This is a genomic window from Aquiflexum balticum DSM 16537 (genome assembly GCF_900176595.1).
In the GTDB taxonomy this organism is placed as follows: Bacteria; Bacteroidota; Bacteroidia; order Cytophagales; family Cyclobacteriaceae; genus Aquiflexum; species Aquiflexum balticum.
The window spans coordinates 5,626,646-5,643,229 of sequence record NZ_LT838813.1; the positions used below are offsets into that span (position 1 = coordinate 5,626,646).

At 39.8% G+C, this 16,584-nt stretch carries 13 protein-coding genes and 1 pseudogene; 6 read left to right on the forward strand and 8 right to left on the reverse strand.

Features of this window, described 5'->3' with window-relative positions:
* Positions 1 to 56: 56 nt before the first annotated feature.
* The 4 genes from B9A52_RS23885 to B9A52_RS23900 form a co-directional block, all read right to left on the reverse strand.
* Complete coding sequence (locus tag B9A52_RS23885; protein ID WP_084123084.1) at positions 57 to 482, reverse strand: SRPBCC domain-containing protein; 426 nt, start codon at positions 480 to 482, stop codon at positions 57 to 59.
* A gap of 118 nt (positions 483 to 600) precedes the next feature.
* Positions 601 to 1,188, reverse strand: a complete 588-nt coding sequence (locus B9A52_RS23890) for a Crp/Fnr family transcriptional regulator (RefSeq protein ID WP_084123085.1) — start codon at positions 1,186 to 1,188, stop codon at positions 601 to 603.
* Between the two features lie 129 nt (positions 1,189 to 1,317).
* Complete coding sequence (locus tag B9A52_RS23895; protein WP_084123086.1) at positions 1,318 to 2,844, reverse strand: Ppx/GppA phosphatase family protein; 1,527 nt, start codon at positions 2,842 to 2,844, stop codon at positions 1,318 to 1,320.
* A gap of 53 nt (positions 2,845 to 2,897) precedes the next feature.
* Positions 2,898 to 5,123, reverse strand: a complete 2,226-nt coding sequence (locus tag B9A52_RS23900) for a S9 family peptidase (protein WP_084123087.1) — start codon at positions 5,121 to 5,123, stop codon at positions 2,898 to 2,900.
* Positions 5,124 to 5,319: 196 nt separating this feature from the next.
* Between B9A52_RS23900 and B9A52_RS23905 the strand changes: the two genes are divergently transcribed.
* From B9A52_RS23905 to B9A52_RS23930, 6 genes are all read left to right on the forward strand, one after another.
* Positions 5,320 to 6,159, forward strand: coding sequence for a sulfurtransferase (locus B9A52_RS23905; RefSeq protein ID WP_084123672.1), 840 nt, complete (start codon positions 5,320 to 5,322; stop codon positions 6,157 to 6,159).
* 409 nt (positions 6,160 to 6,568) lie between these two features.
* Positions 6,569 to 7,705, forward strand: coding sequence for a collagen-like domain-containing protein (locus tag B9A52_RS26480; RefSeq protein ID WP_084123088.1), 1,137 nt, complete (start codon positions 6,569 to 6,571; stop codon positions 7,703 to 7,705).
* Between the two features lie 37 nt (positions 7,706 to 7,742).
* Positions 7,743 to 8,633, forward strand: a complete 891-nt coding sequence (locus tag B9A52_RS23915) for a hypothetical protein (protein ID WP_084123089.1) — start codon at positions 7,743 to 7,745, stop codon at positions 8,631 to 8,633.
* Between the two features lie 145 nt (positions 8,634 to 8,778).
* Complete coding sequence (locus B9A52_RS23920; RefSeq protein ID WP_084123090.1) at positions 8,779 to 9,123, forward strand: hypothetical protein; 345 nt, start codon at positions 8,779 to 8,781, stop codon at positions 9,121 to 9,123.
* 8 nt (positions 9,124 to 9,131) lie between these two features.
* A complete protein-coding gene (locus tag B9A52_RS23925; protein WP_231955399.1) occupies positions 9,132 to 10,901 on the forward strand; it encodes an adenylate/guanylate cyclase domain-containing protein in 1,770 nt (589 codons plus the stop codon).
* Positions 10,902 to 11,263: 362 nt separating this feature from the next.
* Positions 11,264 to 11,671 carry a hypothetical protein gene (locus B9A52_RS23930; RefSeq protein ID WP_157370282.1) on the forward strand — a complete coding sequence of 136 codons (408 nt, stop codon included), beginning with the start codon at positions 11,264 to 11,266 and terminating at the stop codon, positions 11,669 to 11,671.
* Between the two features lie 116 nt (positions 11,672 to 11,787).
* Here the strand turns inward: B9A52_RS23930 and B9A52_RS23935 are convergent, their stop codons facing one another.
* The 4 genes and pseudogenes from B9A52_RS23935 to B9A52_RS23945 all read right to left on the reverse strand — a co-directional run bounded on the left by B9A52_RS23935 (position 11,788) and on the right by B9A52_RS23945 (position 16,580).
* Positions 11,788 to 12,648 (reverse strand): serine hydrolase, encoded by an 861-nt coding sequence (locus tag B9A52_RS23935; protein ID WP_084123093.1) that lies wholly within the window; start codon positions 12,646 to 12,648, stop codon positions 11,788 to 11,790.
* Between the two features lie 101 nt (positions 12,649 to 12,749).
* On the reverse strand, positions 12,750 to 12,995 hold the full coding sequence (locus B9A52_RS26435) for a fibronectin type III-like domain-contianing protein (RefSeq protein WP_262483158.1): 246 nt from the start codon (positions 12,993 to 12,995) through the stop codon (positions 12,750 to 12,752).
* A 123-nt stretch (positions 12,996 to 13,118) separates the two neighbouring features.
* Positions 13,119 to 15,044, reverse strand: a pseudogene (bglX, locus tag B9A52_RS23940) (beta-glucosidase BglX); the annotation flags it as partial.
* A gap of 186 nt (positions 15,045 to 15,230) precedes the next feature.
* The gene (locus tag B9A52_RS23945; RefSeq protein WP_084123094.1) at positions 15,231 to 16,580 is read right to left on the reverse strand and encodes a glucoamylase family protein; all 1,350 of its coding nucleotides are present in this window, start codon (positions 16,578 to 16,580) and stop codon (positions 15,231 to 15,233) included.
* Between the last annotated feature and the right edge of the window lie 4 nt (positions 16,581 to 16,584).

A 16,584-nucleotide genomic window follows, 5' to 3' on the forward strand; every position in this document is an offset into this window, starting at 1 on the left:
GTTGTCCAAAGCTTGTAGCTTCATGACGCTGAGTCAGGCGTTTGTAACGCCAAAATTCAACCCTCCGCCTTCTCCTTCAATGCCATATTCATTTTGACAAAGTTTTCCCTGGTCTGATCTCCTATTTTATTCAAAATCATTTTACTTAGAATTCCCGAGAAATTCTCACCGTGGTTTAATTTGACTTGGTTTGGGTTAATTTCTTCAATTTCAAAATAATGATGTCCGTCAAACAACCCTTTAAACCATAAACTCCCGAGCCAGTCAAAATACCGATAGCTTTCAACTTTTAGTATCGTAGGCTTAAAGGTCATATCCTTATCACCGTTTTTCATGGTATTGGTCAATTTATTTCCAACAACAGCCTGCCCTTTACTTTGGATGATAAATGGATTCCAACTGCTATAATTTCCGAAATCCGTCAGGATATCCCATACTTTTTCCTTGGATGCATTGATGATGATTTCAGTTCTGATTTTCATGAGTGTATCGTTTGATGTTCCTATCAAAAGTAGCTATTCGGGACCCTTAGGTTCATTATCTTTTGTTAAGAAGTCATCGGGCATCCAAAATGAGTCAAAAAAAATCCACCCAATACATTCATTCCACTTTTCCCTTCCCCATCAACCTCTTCCTGATCCGGCTTAAACTTACCGGGGTAATTCCCAAAAATGAAGCAATATAATGCTGGGGTACTCTCTGAATCAGGTCTCTGTGATCTTCTTCAAACTTTCGGTACCTTTCTTCGGGACTGTCCAGGATAAAAGATGACAAAATTTTCTGTGCATTGATAAAACGCTGTTCAGCAATCTTACGAGTGATAGTATTCATGATGGGTAGTTTTTTGTACAGGTCATCCATATTTTCTTTTGTGATAACGAGAAGTTCACAGTCTTCCAATGTCTCCAAAGATTGGATACTGGGACATTGCCTAAGAAAGGAGTCATAAGCACCTCCAAATAGCCCCTCTTGAAAAACAAAAGCTGTAATTTCCTCCCCTGCTTTGGTGTAAAATAACCTCAACAATCCCCTATTGACGAAATACAACTCTTTGGCCACTTTCCCCTCTTGGATCAACCTGAACTTTTTCGGCACCTGTCTAAATGTAAATGCTTCCTCAAAAATCCTTTTTTCTCTGGTGCTAAGACTTGCTACCTGGCTGACTGTCTGATGGATCAATTGGTACATAACGCAAAATAGTAGTTGGATTAGGGAAATTCAAAGATAAATGTTTGGCTAAAACCAAAAGAGTGATTACCTAAATTTTCCTGCCGCTAAATAGCAGGAGGCAATTGATATGAGAGCATTCCTATATTTTCACCCCTTCATCACCTCTATCTCCTTCCCCAAAAATTTGGAAAGGGTATCCGAAAAACGCTGTGCCTCCCAGATTTCCAAGTCCATACCTGCATCCCCAAAAATCTTTATAGTCAGTTTATCCTCCTCAAAAACACAGTAAACATTCTCCACCCATTGGTTCTTGGTTTTATCCAGCCCTACTGCAATTCTCAATATTCCGGAAAGTCCCAAAACCAACTTCCGGTCTTTTTTATCAAGATTCTTGATTTTTTTCTTTTTAGGTCCTGATTTGCGGTGGTACCTGGCAAGGTTGGCCAATATGTACAATTCATTATTGTTGAATCCCCTCAATCTTCCCTTGAGAATCAGGTAATGGGAGTGTTTGTGGTAATCCTGAAAATTGACATAAGTCCCAATATCATAAATAAGACTAGCATAGTAAAGTAGTTCCCTTGCCGCCGAATCCATTCCGTGATATTCTTTCAATTGGTCAAAAAGCTGCAAGGCCAATTGGGCAACATGTTTGTTTTCCAGAATATCCGTCTCATATTTCATGGATTTCAGCATACAGCTTTTTTCCCGGATACTACTGCCCAATGCCAAATCCCCCAGTTTCTGACCGTTTCTTTCAACATAATCCACAATCAAACCCTCTCTGAGTGAAGCATCTGACAGGGTCAATTCTTTCACTTCAGCCAACTTCAGCAGTTCGACCAGAAGCAATCCACCCAAATGAATGGCGTCTACCCTATTTTCATTGATTCCCGGAATTTCTGATCTTTTTTCGGGGGGCAGACTTAACAATTTTGTTGTTATTTTCTCAATATCTTTTACCTTGACGGTCTCTGCATTAATAGAACTTAGACTTCCTTTTTTATTCATCAACAAGGCAGCCTCTCCCAAAGTCCTAATGGAACCCGAAGTCCCAATTACTCTTGAAAACCCTATTGATTTTGCTTCAGAAAGCACTTTTTTCGCTATCCCTTTGATATGATTCCTCAGGTCTTCCTGTTTTTCTTTACTCAGAATACCCTGATCACCTACTTTATCGAGTAACCTCAGCACCCCAAGTTTCATACTGCTTTTAAAAAGGACTGCGTCTTTATTCCCAATTACAGCTTCCGTACTGCCTCCACCGATATCGATGACCAATGCATTGGTGTCTTGAAGGTCAATAGCTCTTTTTACAGCTAAAAAGATCAATCTTGATTCTTCTTTCCCTGATATCAACTGTGGGGACAATCCAATATCCTGGATCAAACGATCTAGGAATTCCCGCCCGTTTTTTGCTTCCCGGGTTGCTGAAGTGGCTGCGGTGATGATGTGTTCCACGCCGTATTCATCTGCCAGTTGAACGTACCTGGATATGGTTTCAATCCCCGCATTGAAGGCATTCTCGCTCAACATTTTATTGGCAAAAACCCCAACACCCAATTTTACCATTTCCTTTTCCTGTACCAAAACTTCAAAAGTCTGTTTTGAAGTCACCTTGACAATAATCATGTGGATGGAATTGGTACCGATATCAATGGCTGCTAAATTCATGGGGTCTTGGATCTATAAGTATTTTGGTTCAAAATCGAAAAATTCAAAACCATTCAATTTTCATCATCCTTGTCTTTTTTTATTTCCTTTTCCTTGTTGAAGTGTTTTTCATAGAAATCAAAAACCCGCTTCCAATGGTCATGAAAATCACTTTCATTGCTTGCAGCCCCGGCACCGTGGCCTCCGTTAAGGTAATTGACCCAAGTGACATCTTTGCCCAACCTTCTCATGGCATAATAAAGCTCTCTTGAATTCCCACCAGGCACATTCCAATCACCTTCACCGGTCAATATCAGGTGCGGGGTTTTGATCCGGTCTGCATAAAGAACCGCAGTAGTTGCAAAATACTTGAGCGGTTCATCCCAAAGAGTTCCTCCTATTCTATCCTGACCATATTCTGCAGCGGTATAGTTCCTTGTCCCGATTTTAGGGCTATCCCCAAGAAAACTGATGATATTGACCTTACCTGATATGTTGATCGCCGCGGTAAAGCGATCTGTTTGGGTAATCAGAAGCGAGGTGGCATATCCACCATAACTTCCGCCCTGAACACCCACTTTATCATTATCCACCTTACCTTCATCAACCAGCTTGTTGATGGCAGAAGTGATCCCTTTCACCCAAGCCTCACCCGGGTAACCCATTTCCAAATCAACCGAAGGTCGCAAACCAAAATAGTTCTGATTGGCAAACAGATTCATGTTTCTGTTATAACCGTTGTTGAAAAAAACCTCATAAATTTCACAGACAAGGGGATATTTTTTACCTTCCTCATAGTCCACAGGATAATAAAGAATCCCTTTCATTTCCTTTCCATCCACATTTCTATAGGTGATCAATTCCGATCTTGTCAGCTTCTTGCTTTTAATCCAGGGATTCATATCTGTCAAAGGCTGCATACTGGAAAATGATAAATCAACCGCCACCACATCTGAAGGCAGGTCACCATCTGAAAGATTCAGAATTCCCTTTTCCCCATTTTTGGCAAATTGGACTCCGGTATAGAGTTTTGTGTCCAACAGGATTTCAGAAATTTGCTTTTCATTGATGTCTAACTTCACAAATCCTCTTTTCCATTCTTTTTTGGCTGAATAACTGAAATAGATATGACGACCATCCTCAGACCACTTGATCAAGTCAAGCTCCGGTCTATTTTCTTTTTCCTCTTCGAAACCATATATCAACTCAAGGCTTTCACCTTGGGCATCTGTCCACCAAAATCCTTTATCAGAACCCAATAACAAACCTTTTTCATCGGGACTCCAGGAAAGTACATTGAATTTCACATCTTTCTTTTTTCCCTCCTCTTCGAAGGCTTTTCCCTTCGTTAGATTGATAGAATCATTGCTTCCCAATTTCCGCACAAATACATAACCCGAATCCACCCAAGCATAGTTTGTTTTGGAATCAGACCAGTTAAAATTTCTTCTTTTTTCGTTTCTTTTATAAATTACTTTAGCGGAATCTGCAGTGCCAAGTTCAATGTAGGCAACCTGATATGCTGTCCCCTTGTCGCGCACATAAGAAGTTTTTAGAGGAAAATTTTCTGTGAAAATTAATTTTGTTCCGTCTTCTGTTATGTTCAATTGAGAATAATTGGATTCTGGTAAAATCTTCTCACTAACCCCGTTTACAGGATTTACTTTCAGAATATTCGTAAGTGCATTTGTATTTCGGATTTTATCCCATTTGAGGAAAGGTTCTGAACCATCATAGACTACAATAGGGCCTTTGGTGGCTTCTTGATAAAGCGGCATGGCTTTTTCCAACCAGTCAGCTTCTCTACTTTTTAAATAAATGAACTTACCGTCAGGTGCCCAAAGCAGACTTTCGTTGGCCAAAAGTGGACTACCTGAAATCTTAATTTCCCTTTTTCTTTTTCTGCCTATATCGTAGATCATCAAATGAAGTTTATCCTCCTGCTGTTCCAAAAAAGCGATTTCTTTATTGGTAGGTGACCAAGAAACAGAAGTTACTCTTGAAAGCCCGGGATTTGGTCTCAACTGTTCTCCCGTTTCGGTTTGGATAATGACAAATTCACCCGGCAGTACATTTAAATAGGAAGGATCCTGAAATCTGAAATGATCTGTCTCAAAGCGGGCTGAGCCATCACTGATGATTCCTGCCAGGTATTTTCCATCATCAGAAAGGCTTTGGCTTCCCATCGACTTTACCTGAATGGCATCGGCAACTGTAAATGGTTCTTTTTGAGCATGGGCCTTGAAAGAAATAAAAGATATAAATAGAAATAAACGGGTAAAGGATATCAGTTTTCTCAATTGCTTGTAGTTTTATTTTTTCCAAAATAAAAATGTTTTCTATGAATTGCTAACAGTTTGGTAGTTTCGGGAAATTAAGATGGACAATAATATGAATTGGGAAATGTTTATTGGTCAAGTTGTCAAGACTCTGATTTAAACAGGTTCTTTTTTAATCAAATTATTGGGATATTTAAAAACCAAAAACAGCCTTGATATGACAACACTTCCTCCAATTATCCAGCCAAGTGAATTGCTGAATTTAATTCAAAATGAAAATATCATACTTATTGATGCCAGTTTCGGTCGAACTGGATATTTGGAAAAACACCTTTCAGGAGCATTGCATGTTGATCTCAATAATGATCTGTCTGATATCAAGGATGACTTTGCAAAAGGCGGAAGACATCCTCTCCCCCACCCGAAGAAATTCTGCGAACTTCTCGATAACCTTGGTATATCACCGGATAGCTATGTCATAGTCTACGATGACAAAAACGCTGCAAATGCTGCCGCTAGGTTTTGGTGGACGATGAAAGCAATTGGACATGATAAGATACAGGTATTGGATGGCGGTATGGATGCTGCCATTCGAATTGGGTTTCCTGTGAAAAGCGGGGAAGAGCAAATTCCTGAAAAAACACAATATCCCGTAGTAAATTGGTTGCTCCCACTTGCTGATATCCATGAAATCGATCAGGTATCAGGAGATATGGATCATCTGATAATAGATGTACGGGAGAATGAAAGGTATCGGGGAGAAAAAGAACCAATTGATCTGATTGCCGGTCATATCCCCGGAGCAATCAATATCCCTTTTGCCTCCAACTTGGATAAGGATGGATTTTTCTTGCCACCGGAGCAACTAAAATCAAAATATTCGGGAATTTTTGAAGGAAAACCTGCAGAGAAAATCATTGTCCACTGTGGTTCGGGAGTTACTGCCTGCCATACATTACTGGCGGTTGCATATGCTGGCATGGACATACCCAAACTCTATGTTGGTTCTTGGAGTGAATGGTCAAGGAATTCCAGACCAATTGGAAAGAAAGATTAATTTCTTCTCCTTTATTGTCAAGAATAGCAGTCATTAAAGAAGAAATTTTGTTTTTTAAGGGAGTTTTTATCTACTATAATAATTTTTGGTGTTTACCCTAACAGGCTAATCTGTCTTGACAAATTTTCAAACAAGAAATTTTTTATTGTCAAATGCATAATTTTAGAGAATATATTTTTTTTTATGTATCTGAAAACATAAATTATGAAAGATTTAAACTATTGGAAATCAAATTATCTCAATTGAAACCACCCCAAATTGTGGATTAACTTACACATATGGCTTTCAAATTAAATAGATTAAAAAAATCAATTTATTTTACAAAAAGACAACATTAGTCTAAAAGTTTAGGTCAATATTATTTACTTGATTTTTCAATGGTATCTTTATTTCAAACAAAAACCAAATTATGAGATCTTTATTCAAGTTTTGCTTGTCTTTAACAATATTATTTGTCTTTTATTCCTGCGTAAAAGATGAAGAACCTACACAAGATCCTATAGTGGTGCAAGGCCCAAGAGGGGAACAAGGCTTACAAGGAGAACAGGGTGTACAAGGAGAACAAGGTATTCAGGGAGAACCAGGAGAGCCGGGACAGGATGGTGAACAAGGACCTCAAGGTGAAACAGGGCCTCAGGGACCAATAGGTCCGCAAGGGATAGCAGGGCCTCAAGGAGAAACCGGACCCGCAGGGCCAAGAGGACCACAGGGACAAACCGGGCCTCAAGGACCAACTGGACCACAAGGAGAGACAGGTCCTGCTGGACCACAAGGAGAAACAGGACCTACTGGACCTCAGGGAGAGACCGGTCCTACTGGACCTCAGGGACCTGCTGGACCTCAAGGACAGACAGGTCCTGTTGGAATACAGGGACCTCAAGGTGAAATCGGACCTCAGGGACCTCAAGGAGAGACAGGACCAACTGGACCACAGGGAGAGACAGGACCTCAAGGACCCCAAGGAGAGACGGGACCTACTGGACCAACTGGACCTCAAGGAGAAACAGGACCTACTGGACCTCAAGGACCTCAGGGAGAGACAGGGCCTACTGGACCTCAGGGAGAAGTTGGGCCAACTGGGCCACAAGGAGAACAGGGACCGCAAGGAGAAACGGGCACCGCGAATGTCATTTATTCTGATTGGATCCCATTTGATGAGGCCAAATGGAGTAACACCACCCTTTTTCTAACCCAAATCAGAAAAATTTATACCGTGGATGAATCAAACATTACTTCCCAAATCATGGACAGAGGGACGGTAATGGTTTATGTCAAATTTGACTTCTTCCCGGATATGGTCCAATCCCTTCCTATTTCACAGCCCATCACACAAACCAAAAATCAAAGACTTATCCATTACCTCCAGCTTGGTAAAATCCAGATTGCCATCTCAAATGAGGACAATTCCTCACCAAGTCCAATTGGCGGGGATGCCAGTTTCAGGTATGTCATTATTCCGGGTGGAAACCCAACTTCAGGAAGGATGGCCCCGGTCAACCTGAAAAACTACAAAGCAGTAAAAGCATACTACAAAATTCCGGATTGATCCAAAGATTTCTTAAATTGGAAAAAAACCAGATTGTATGCGTATTTCTTTTGTGTCTCTTTCATTGGTGCTCATCTTCTTGGCTTCCTGTTCCGGACCCCAGCGAAAGGAAATAGATTTTGATGCTTGGGGAAAATACTGGTTTCAGGGGAAAGCTGAAATATCCAGTTTTGATCTTACACAATACAGGTATGGAGAACCCAGAACAGGCGAGGCAGTTCTGATATTTGTAACGGAGGAATTTTCCAGAAAAAACCAAGTCAAACTGGACCAACCGGAAAAAGCAGGAACTGACAAGATTTCTGTGATAAAAATGAACCAAACGCGGGACTTTGTAACAGGAATATATCCTTATCACATGATGCTTTCTGTCTTTACGCCGACTAAAGAAAAAAAGCATAGTCTAAAAATCAACGCAAGTTCTCAGGAATGGTGCGGGCATACCTTTACACAAATCAACCTTAAAAGCAAAGACAGCTATCAGGGAAAGATTTTTTCATATTTCGAAAAAGAAGGTGATGACAGCTTTTCCTTCAAAGGTTGGACAGAAGATGAACTTTGGAATCTGATCAGAATCAACCCCAATCAAATCCCCATTGGAAGTGTCAATATGATGCCTTCTCTCTTTTACCAGAGATTTACACATGATGAATTCAAAACAGAAGAGGCTTTTATCAGAGTTCTTGATGTCAGCAACAACCGCAGCCAATTGGAGGTGACTTACAGTTCAGGCAGCAGAGTGTTGAAGATCGATTTTGAAAAAGAGTTCCCCTATCAAATTATGGGTTGGGAAGAAAGTCAAACCAAAGCAGATGGAACCAAAGAAATCAGTAAAGCAAAAAGAAAGGGATTAAAAATCGTGGATTATTGGACCAGAAATAAAGTAGAAGATGAATTTTTGAGAAGAGAATTGAATTTGAATTATTGAAACATCCCTACTTTGAATACCCTAAAATATCCATAATTATGTTTTTTATAAATATTTTTAAGCGGTTTGAATAATAAAAATAGAGATTAATACTTATATTGCTTTGGTAATTTATCTATGTTTTTAAGTCTAAAATGATTCTAATATGCGAAATCATAAAATTACTATTAAAAAAATTTTTCCCAACGGTAGCCTTGATCTGTCAGATAAAGGAAAAACTGAAGTAGACCCAGGTGACACTGTGACCTGGAAAATTGGTCGCCGTTCCGGTGTTAAGGAAATCACGGGTATCATCAACAATTCAGAAATAAACATTTTCAGTGAAGGCCCAACCAGAGTTGGCAATTCCAAAAACTGGGAAGGAACTGTCGACCCTAACATCCCCCGAGGTTCTGAAGAAGAATATGAAATTGCCTATACCAAAACCGGATCCAGCGCAAACCAGATGTTCGATCCCAAGATTTCGGTTAGACTTTCGTTTGATTCATGATTTTAAAAATGAATCATTTTTTTTTATTTCTGGCTTTTTTTTGGCTTTCTATAGACTTGGCCTTTTCACAAGACCAAAAAGTAGCAGACAGTCTTGCCAAAATATATCAACAAGGTTTACTGACTGATTCCGAAAAATTAGGTTTGCTTGAGGATTTGTCTTTCAATGAAATGAAAGATCTTCAGCAAGCCATCAAATATGCGGAAGAACTGATTTCGCTTTCAAAACAACTTAACGACCCTTTGTCTGAACAAAGTGGCTATTTTTTGATAGGAACTCATAAAAGAAAAATGGGGGAATTGGATGGAGCATTGGAAGCATATATCAAAAGTGGAGAGGCTGCCGGAAATGCAAATTCATCGAAAAGAGAAGGCATCACTTACGGTGCAATCGCAGATATTTATTCTGTCTCCAATAATCACAACAACGCCATGCTTTATTACCACAAAGCTATTTCAACTTTGCGGCAATCTGATGATTCCATTGCCTTGGCATCAAATATATTGAATGCGGGGGATGAATTTCTACATAGGGACATGTTTGATTCTGCTTATGCTTACTTTAAGGAATCAAGCGTCATATTCGAAAAGTTGGATTACCAGGCCGGTAAGGCATATAGTTTGGGCAATATCGGTATGGTTTATGCCAATATTGGACAGCGGGACCTTGCTGAAAAAAATATCAATGAAGCCATCACCCTTCTTGAAGAATTGGAAGATTTTTATCCGATTTGTGAATATCTGCTGTACATGTCCGATATCTATTCGGTAAAAGGTGATGAAAGTACTGCTCTTGAATACGCAATCAGAAGTTTACAATTGGCAGAAGTCCATGGACTCAAAGAGCAAATATCAAATGCCAACCTCAAAATTTCAGAACTTTATGAAAAGTCCGGAAATACAGATGCATCCTTAAAATACTATAAAAACCATGTTGCCTTCAGGGACAGTGTCAATAATTTAATGTCCATTCAGAAAATGGCTGACCTAAGGACAGATTTTGAAGTGGCACAAAAACAGGCGGAAGTGGATATGCTCAATCAAGCCAAAAGAAACACTCGGATTGTGATGATTGGGCTGATTATCATAGTTTTTCTGGGAGCCATTATTTTGGGCACATTATACTGGTATTACAAAAACATACAGATTGAGAAAAAACGATCAGAAAAACTCCTTCTCAATATTTTACCTTTTGAGACTGCCCAAGAACTGAAACTGAATGGGAAAGTTGAGGCTGTAAAAATCGATATGGTCACAGTTTTATTTACAGATTTTGTGGAGTTCTCGGTTTTAGCTAAAGATGTAGAGTCCAAAAAACTGGTCAATAGTATTGATTTTTACTTCAAGGCATTCGATGAAATCATCACTAAATATGGACTTGAGAAGATAAAAACCATCGGGGACTCTTATATGTGTGCAGGCGGTTTACCACTTCCTGATGAAACCCATGTGGTCAAAATCATCAAAGCAGCCAAGGAAATATTGGACTTTGTGGAGCAGAAAAAGAAAACCGAATATGGAATGCCTCATTTTGATATCCGAATCGGATTACATACAGGGCCTGTGGTTGCCGGTATAGTAGGGATCAAAAAGTGGCAATATGATATCTGGGGAGATACTGTAAACATCGCTTCACGGATGGAATCCGCCTCACTTCCCGGAAAAATCAATATTTCCGAAACCACCTATGAAGAAATAAAAGATATCTTCCCTTGCACATACAGAGGGGAAATAGAAATGAAAAACAGGGGGAGCATGAAGATGTATTTTTTGGAATGAAGATAAAATATTATCAGAGAAGGATGAGTTGATAATCACTTTTTCGAAAGAATATTGTAGCGTGAATAGCGTGGTATTTAAATTATATTTAACTAAAAATTCGGATTTTTTTTCATTTCAAATGCATATCTATTTGAACTACCAATCAGTAGATGTAGAAACTTTCTAAAAAATATTTTTTGCCACTATCTCTTTGAATTTCAATTAATTGGAACATTTTTTTTAATAAATTTTGAATATATTTGATACGAACTTAAAACCACTTACCCATGAGACTTTATGCTATATTCACTATTTTGACTTGCTTTATTATTTTCGAAGCCAAGTCCCAACAAATTCCTTATTCCAAAAAACCATCCAAAATGTCAAAATATGAATTTTTGAGCCTTGCATCAGAATCCGATTCACTTACCGCAGTGGTCAATATGTTTTTTAGAAAAAGAAAAAGTTCAACTACCGCCGGATGGATTGTAGCAGGTAGCGCAACAGTAATTAGTATCGTAGTCGGTTCCGCTCAGGCTACAGGTCAAACAATTGGAGCTTTTGGTAATTTTATTAGTGGAACACCTTTGGAAGAAACCAATAATTCTGGAGGAACCATATTTTTGGTAGGACTAGCAGGAGGTGCAGCAATCACCACAATTGGACGCTCTACGTACACTAAAAATAAATTATATAACGTAATTACAGAATATCAAGATACCAATAAAATCCCCTACCAATATGCAAGTAAACTGGTCCCTAAAGATTTTTATTTTAAATCAAGATGAGCAATAATTGGATATTTAAGGTTATTATCATTTTCAGGAGAAAGGCATATATCAAGACTTCTTAGCTAATGTGGTTAAGAAACCAAACATTCTAGATCCAACTTTCAAAACAGCTATCAATTCTCAAACCATTCCCACAAAATTCTACTTACTTTCCTTTGCAATTCATAGGCAGCATTGTCCTCTTCCCATCGTTGATCCTCATTGTTTTTAGTGGCGATATAAAAGACATAATCTCCCTTAGGGGCATTGACCATCACCAATTCTGATCTTGAAGCATTGACCATACCCTGCTTGGATGCGGTCTGAACATAAGGAGGAATAGCAGACAGTGAATACTCATCATAAAAAATATTTGACATCAGACGGTATATTCGTTCAGAAGCTTTCCGACTGATAACTTCTCCCCTTCTGATTTTTACCAGCAATTGCGCCATTTCCCTTGGCGTGGTCTGACCCCAACCGTACACTTTCCAGATTTCTTCCCTGCCTGGAGTTCTGGAATTGACACGGGTATGTTCCAATCCCAAGCCTTCCATGATTTCATTGATCCGCTCTCCGCCACCGGCCAAAGCCTGACACCAAAGAGAGGTGGTATTGTCGCTATAGGTGATCATTAATGACATCAATACACTCAGTTCCGTTTCCACACTGTCCTGGAAAAACTGCATCAAACCGGAACCTCCATATTTGATGGAATCCCTATAAACCAACTTTTGATGGTACTCCAATTCACCCTTTTCAATTTTATCCATTACGCCAACCAAAATCGGGACTTTCACAATACTGGCTGTCGGGAAAATGGTGTCTGCATTGATGGCCACTTCTTCGTTGGTCTTTAGGTTGTAAACATATATCCCCACATCTCCTTTGAAGTCCTTAACCTCACTTTCCAAAAACCTTTGAAGGCTTTGTTTTTGACCATGGGAATTAAAACTCCAAAAAAGAATGAGCAATAAGCAGAAAGTGAAGCGCATAAGATTTGATTTCTAATATCAATAAATATCCAATATCAATAAATATCCCTGAAAAAAGAAATCCAGAATTTATATAACTAACAAAACATATTTGCAAAACCCTACCTCCCCCAATTCACCTTCCCCTTGACCAAATCTCTGGAATTTCCTCCGACCATGATTTCAAATTCCCCCGGTTCCCAATCAAAATCAATGTCATAATTGTAGAACTTCAAATCTTCCGTGGAAATGTCAAATGTTATGGTTTTTGATTCTCCTGCTTTCAAGAAAACTTTCTGAAACCCTTTCAGTTCCTTGACAGGCCTTGTCATACTTGCCACCAAATCCCTGATATACAATTGCACCACTTCTGCCCCATCATATTTTCCTGTGTTTTTTAAATCAACACTTGCCTGAAGCTTATTATCTCCTTTCAAATCCTCACTGCTAAATTTCAGATCACCGTATTCAAAAGTGGTATAACTCAATCCATAGCCAAATGGATAGAGCGGATCATTGGATACATCGAGGTAATTGGAACGGAATTTTTGGAACCACTGACCTTCAGGAAGCGGACGACCTGTACTTTTTTGGTTGTAATAAATCGGTACCTGCCCAATATTTTGAGGAAAAGTTGCGGGCAACTTACCCGATGGGTTGACATCACCGAAAAGCACATCAGCAATGGCGTCTCCTGCCTCTGAACCGGCAAACCAAGCATTCAGAATTGCAGACACATTTTCATCCTCCCACTTGATCGTCATTGGTCTTCCTGCCAACAATACCATGACAACTGGCTTACCGGTTTTTAATAAGGCTTTCAATAAATCTCTTTGATTTTCGGGCAAATCAATATTTGTCAAGCTGGAAGACTCGCCGCTCATTTCTGCAGCTTCTCCCATAACGGCTACGATCACATCAGCATTTTTGGCGACATCCAAGGCCTCCTGAATCATCACAGAGGCGTGTCTATTGTCTCTATAAGTAGGTTTTCCATAGATACTGAACTTTGATTCAAACAAGGAGTCCGCGACCACATTTGCCCCCTTGGCATACACTATCTTTGCTTTGTCACCGACAGCTTTTTTCAACCCATCGTGTATTGAAACTGATTTTTCAAAATTGGCAGCTACACTCCAAGTCCCGGTCATATTTTCCCTGTTGTCAGCCAAAGGACCTATCAGAGCAATGGTTCCTTGCTTTGCTAAAGGCAAAATCCCATCCTGGTTTTTAAGCAATACCAAAGACTGGGCTGCAATGTCTCTGGCTATTTTTCTGTTCGCAGGTGTAAAAATCTCGTTTTCGGCACGGTCAAGATCACAATACTTGTAGGGATCATCAAAAAGACCAAGCTTATATTTTGCTACCAAAATCAGTCTGACAGCTTTGTTGATCTGTTTTTCTGTCACTAATCCTTCTTCCAAGGACTTTTGTAAAGTTGTCAAAAACCCCTCTCCTACCATATCCATATGAACCCCTGCCTTTAGTGCCATAGCAGATACCCTTTGCAAATCTCCCAATCCATGGTCAGTCATCTCATTGATAGCCGTGTAATCAGTCACTACGAACCCATCAAATCCCCACTGCTATCGAAGTACGTCAGTCATCAACCATTTATTGCCACTTGCGGGAATTCCATCTATGTCGTTGAAGGATGTCATGACCGTTCCTACTCCTGCTTCTACAGCAGCTTTATAGGGCAGAAAATATTCATTGAACATTTTCTGTCTGCTCATATCCACGGTATGATAATCCCTTCCTGCTTCCGGAGCGCCATATAATGCAAAATGCTTGACACAGGCCATAATGGTATTGTTGAGTGTTAGATCCTCTCCTTGATAGCCTTTAATCATGGCTTTGGCAATCTGGGCGCCGAGATAAGGATCTTCTCCATTTCCTTCGGAAACCCTACCCCATCTAGGATCTCTGGATACATCGGTCATCGGAGAAAAGGTCCAATTGATGCCATCCGCGCTGGCTTCAATTGCTGCAATCCTGGCAGACTTTTCCATCAATTCCATATCCCAACTACTGGCTATGCCTAAGGGTATCGGAAAAATAGTTTCATATCCATGGATTACATCCATGCCAAATAACAATGGAATTCCCAATCGGCTTTCCTCCACAGCAACCTTTTGGACATCCCGGATTTTAGCAGCTGTTTTGATATTAAAAAGTGCTCCGACTTTTCCTGCCTTGATTTTTTCTGCAATGTTGGAACTTGAGGCCTGACCTGTAGTAAAATCACCCACAGCAGGAAGATTCAACTGCCCTATTTTTTCTTCTATAGTCATCAAGGAAAGAACTGAATCAGCTTTGTGAATAAACCTTTCATCATCTGTCATCCGATCTATGGATGGACTACATGCCAAAAAGGCAACTGTGGCAATTAAAACTAAAATGGCTGCATTCTTCATAGTTCTTAATTTGTTTCAGTGAAAATAGAATTCCTTTAATTTCAAGCTTTTCCAGAAGGAATCCAGAATTATTAAAGCTTTAAGTTACTTGCTCTTTTACAGAAAATATTTAATCCCTATAACCATATTTTATTATTCAATCCTACCTAGATATCAAATCTCGGTCTTGTGCCTTAAGTCTAGCATCTATTCAAAACCCAATTTCTGCAGCCCTCCCTGCACTTCAGGACAACTCATGAAAAGATCCCAAAGTAGTCCAGTACGGTGATTTTCCATCATTACTACGATGGGTCCCTGATCGATGGCCAGGTATTTTTGAGGAAACCAATCTTCTGTTTCACTGAAGGCATCATAGAATCCAAATTCACCGAACAATTTATCACCATATTTTTCATACCAATTTCGCATAGCCTGCATGGAATATTCAGGAGTATATGGGAAGGATGAAAGGGCTGCTGTAGGCGAAATGACACCCCTGTCCCGCTTATCTCCAGGAGCATGTCCTGCATATCCCTTTACTGAATAACTTGCAGTCAATCCCCAATTTTCAGGCCCGTAACCTTTATAACCCAAAGGGTTTTCCACACACCATGCCCTGTTGATCAAAGTGTGGTTAGTATTGTGTTCCCAATAGTCGGCATATTGGTCTTTCAGGCCTCTTGGATCCAAACCTAAATAGGAGTAATGTGCCCAGAACAATGGTCCACCGAATTCTTCAGCACCATTATGTTTAAGTGCCAAATGGTAGCCATAAGCTTCATGATTTGGGTCATTTTTGATATCTCCGTCTCTGTTCCATCCTTTATGGTATACAGAAGCAGGTACGCTGTGGGTTGGCGAAGATGCAGCCAAGACGTACATGATTTGACATTCATTATAGCCCCTGACCCCAAAATTCATATCCCAGCCATGGTTTGGGCTCCAATGCCAATAAAGTATATCCTCACCTCCTTTGGTATGCCAGTCAAATTCAACTGCCCTCCAAAGCTTATCGATCCGCTCTGCCAAAGCTTGCTCATTTTCATTTCCATCACGGAAGTATTGCCTTACTGTCAATAATCCTGTCAACATGAATGAGGTTTCAACAAGATCTCCACCGTCATCTTTTTTACTGAAGGGCTTTACCTTACCTGTTTCTCCATTCCACCAATGCGGCCAAACTCCATGAAAATTGTCGGCATTCTCCAAAAAGGTTACAATTTTCTCTAATCTCTCCAATCCCTGTTTTCGTGTAATAAAACCCCGTTCAATTCCAACTAGAATGGCCATTACACCAAAACCACCTCCTCCGGAGGTCACTACATTTTTATCATTTTGAGGGTATTCTCCATCTACATGGAATCGTTCTCTCGCCAAACCCGATGTGGGTTCGGCACCATCCCAGAAATATTGGAATGTCCTGTATTGCACAAGATTCATCAGGGAATCGTCCGAAATTTCTTCGTTTTCTTGTATTTCAGCTGTACCCACTTTCCTTTCTGAGCAGGAAAAAATGGTCGATAGGATCATCAAAACATATAATAAATTTCTTTTCATCATC

Coding starts and splice junctions, on each gene's coding strand:
- B9A52_RS23920 (WP_084123090.1), top strand. CDS start 8,779: ATGCGAAATCATAAAATTACTATTAAAAAAATTTTTCCCAACGGTAGC.
- B9A52_RS23885 (WP_084123084.1), bottom strand. CDS start 482: ATGAAAATCAGAACTGAAATCATCATCAATGCATCCAAGGAAAAAGTA.
- B9A52_RS23905 (WP_084123672.1), top strand. CDS start 5,320: ATGACAACACTTCCTCCAATTATCCAGCCAAGTGAATTGCTGAATTTA.
- B9A52_RS23890 (WP_084123085.1), bottom strand. CDS start 1,188: ATGTACCAATTGATCCATCAGACAGTCAGCCAGGTAGCAAGTCTTAGC.
- B9A52_RS23915 (WP_084123089.1), top strand. CDS start 7,743: ATGCGTATTTCTTTTGTGTCTCTTTCATTGGTGCTCATCTTCTTGGCT.
- B9A52_RS23930 (WP_157370282.1), top strand. CDS start 11,264: ATGTCAAAATATGAATTTTTGAGCCTTGCATCAGAATCCGATTCACTT.
- B9A52_RS23925 (WP_231955399.1), top strand. CDS start 9,132: ATGAATCATTTTTTTTTATTTCTGGCTTTTTTTTGGCTTTCTATAGAC.
- B9A52_RS26480 (WP_084123088.1), top strand. CDS start 6,569: ATGAGATCTTTATTCAAGTTTTGCTTGTCTTTAACAATATTATTTGTC.
- B9A52_RS23935 (WP_084123093.1), bottom strand. CDS start 12,648: ATGCGCTTCACTTTCTGCTTATTGCTCATTCTTTTTTGGAGTTTTAAT.
- B9A52_RS23895 (WP_084123086.1), bottom strand. CDS start 2,844: ATGAATTTAGCAGCCATTGATATCGGTACCAATTCCATCCACATGATT.
- B9A52_RS23945 (WP_084123094.1), bottom strand. CDS start 16,580: ATGAAAAGAAATTTATTATATGTTTTGATGATCCTATCGACCATTTTT.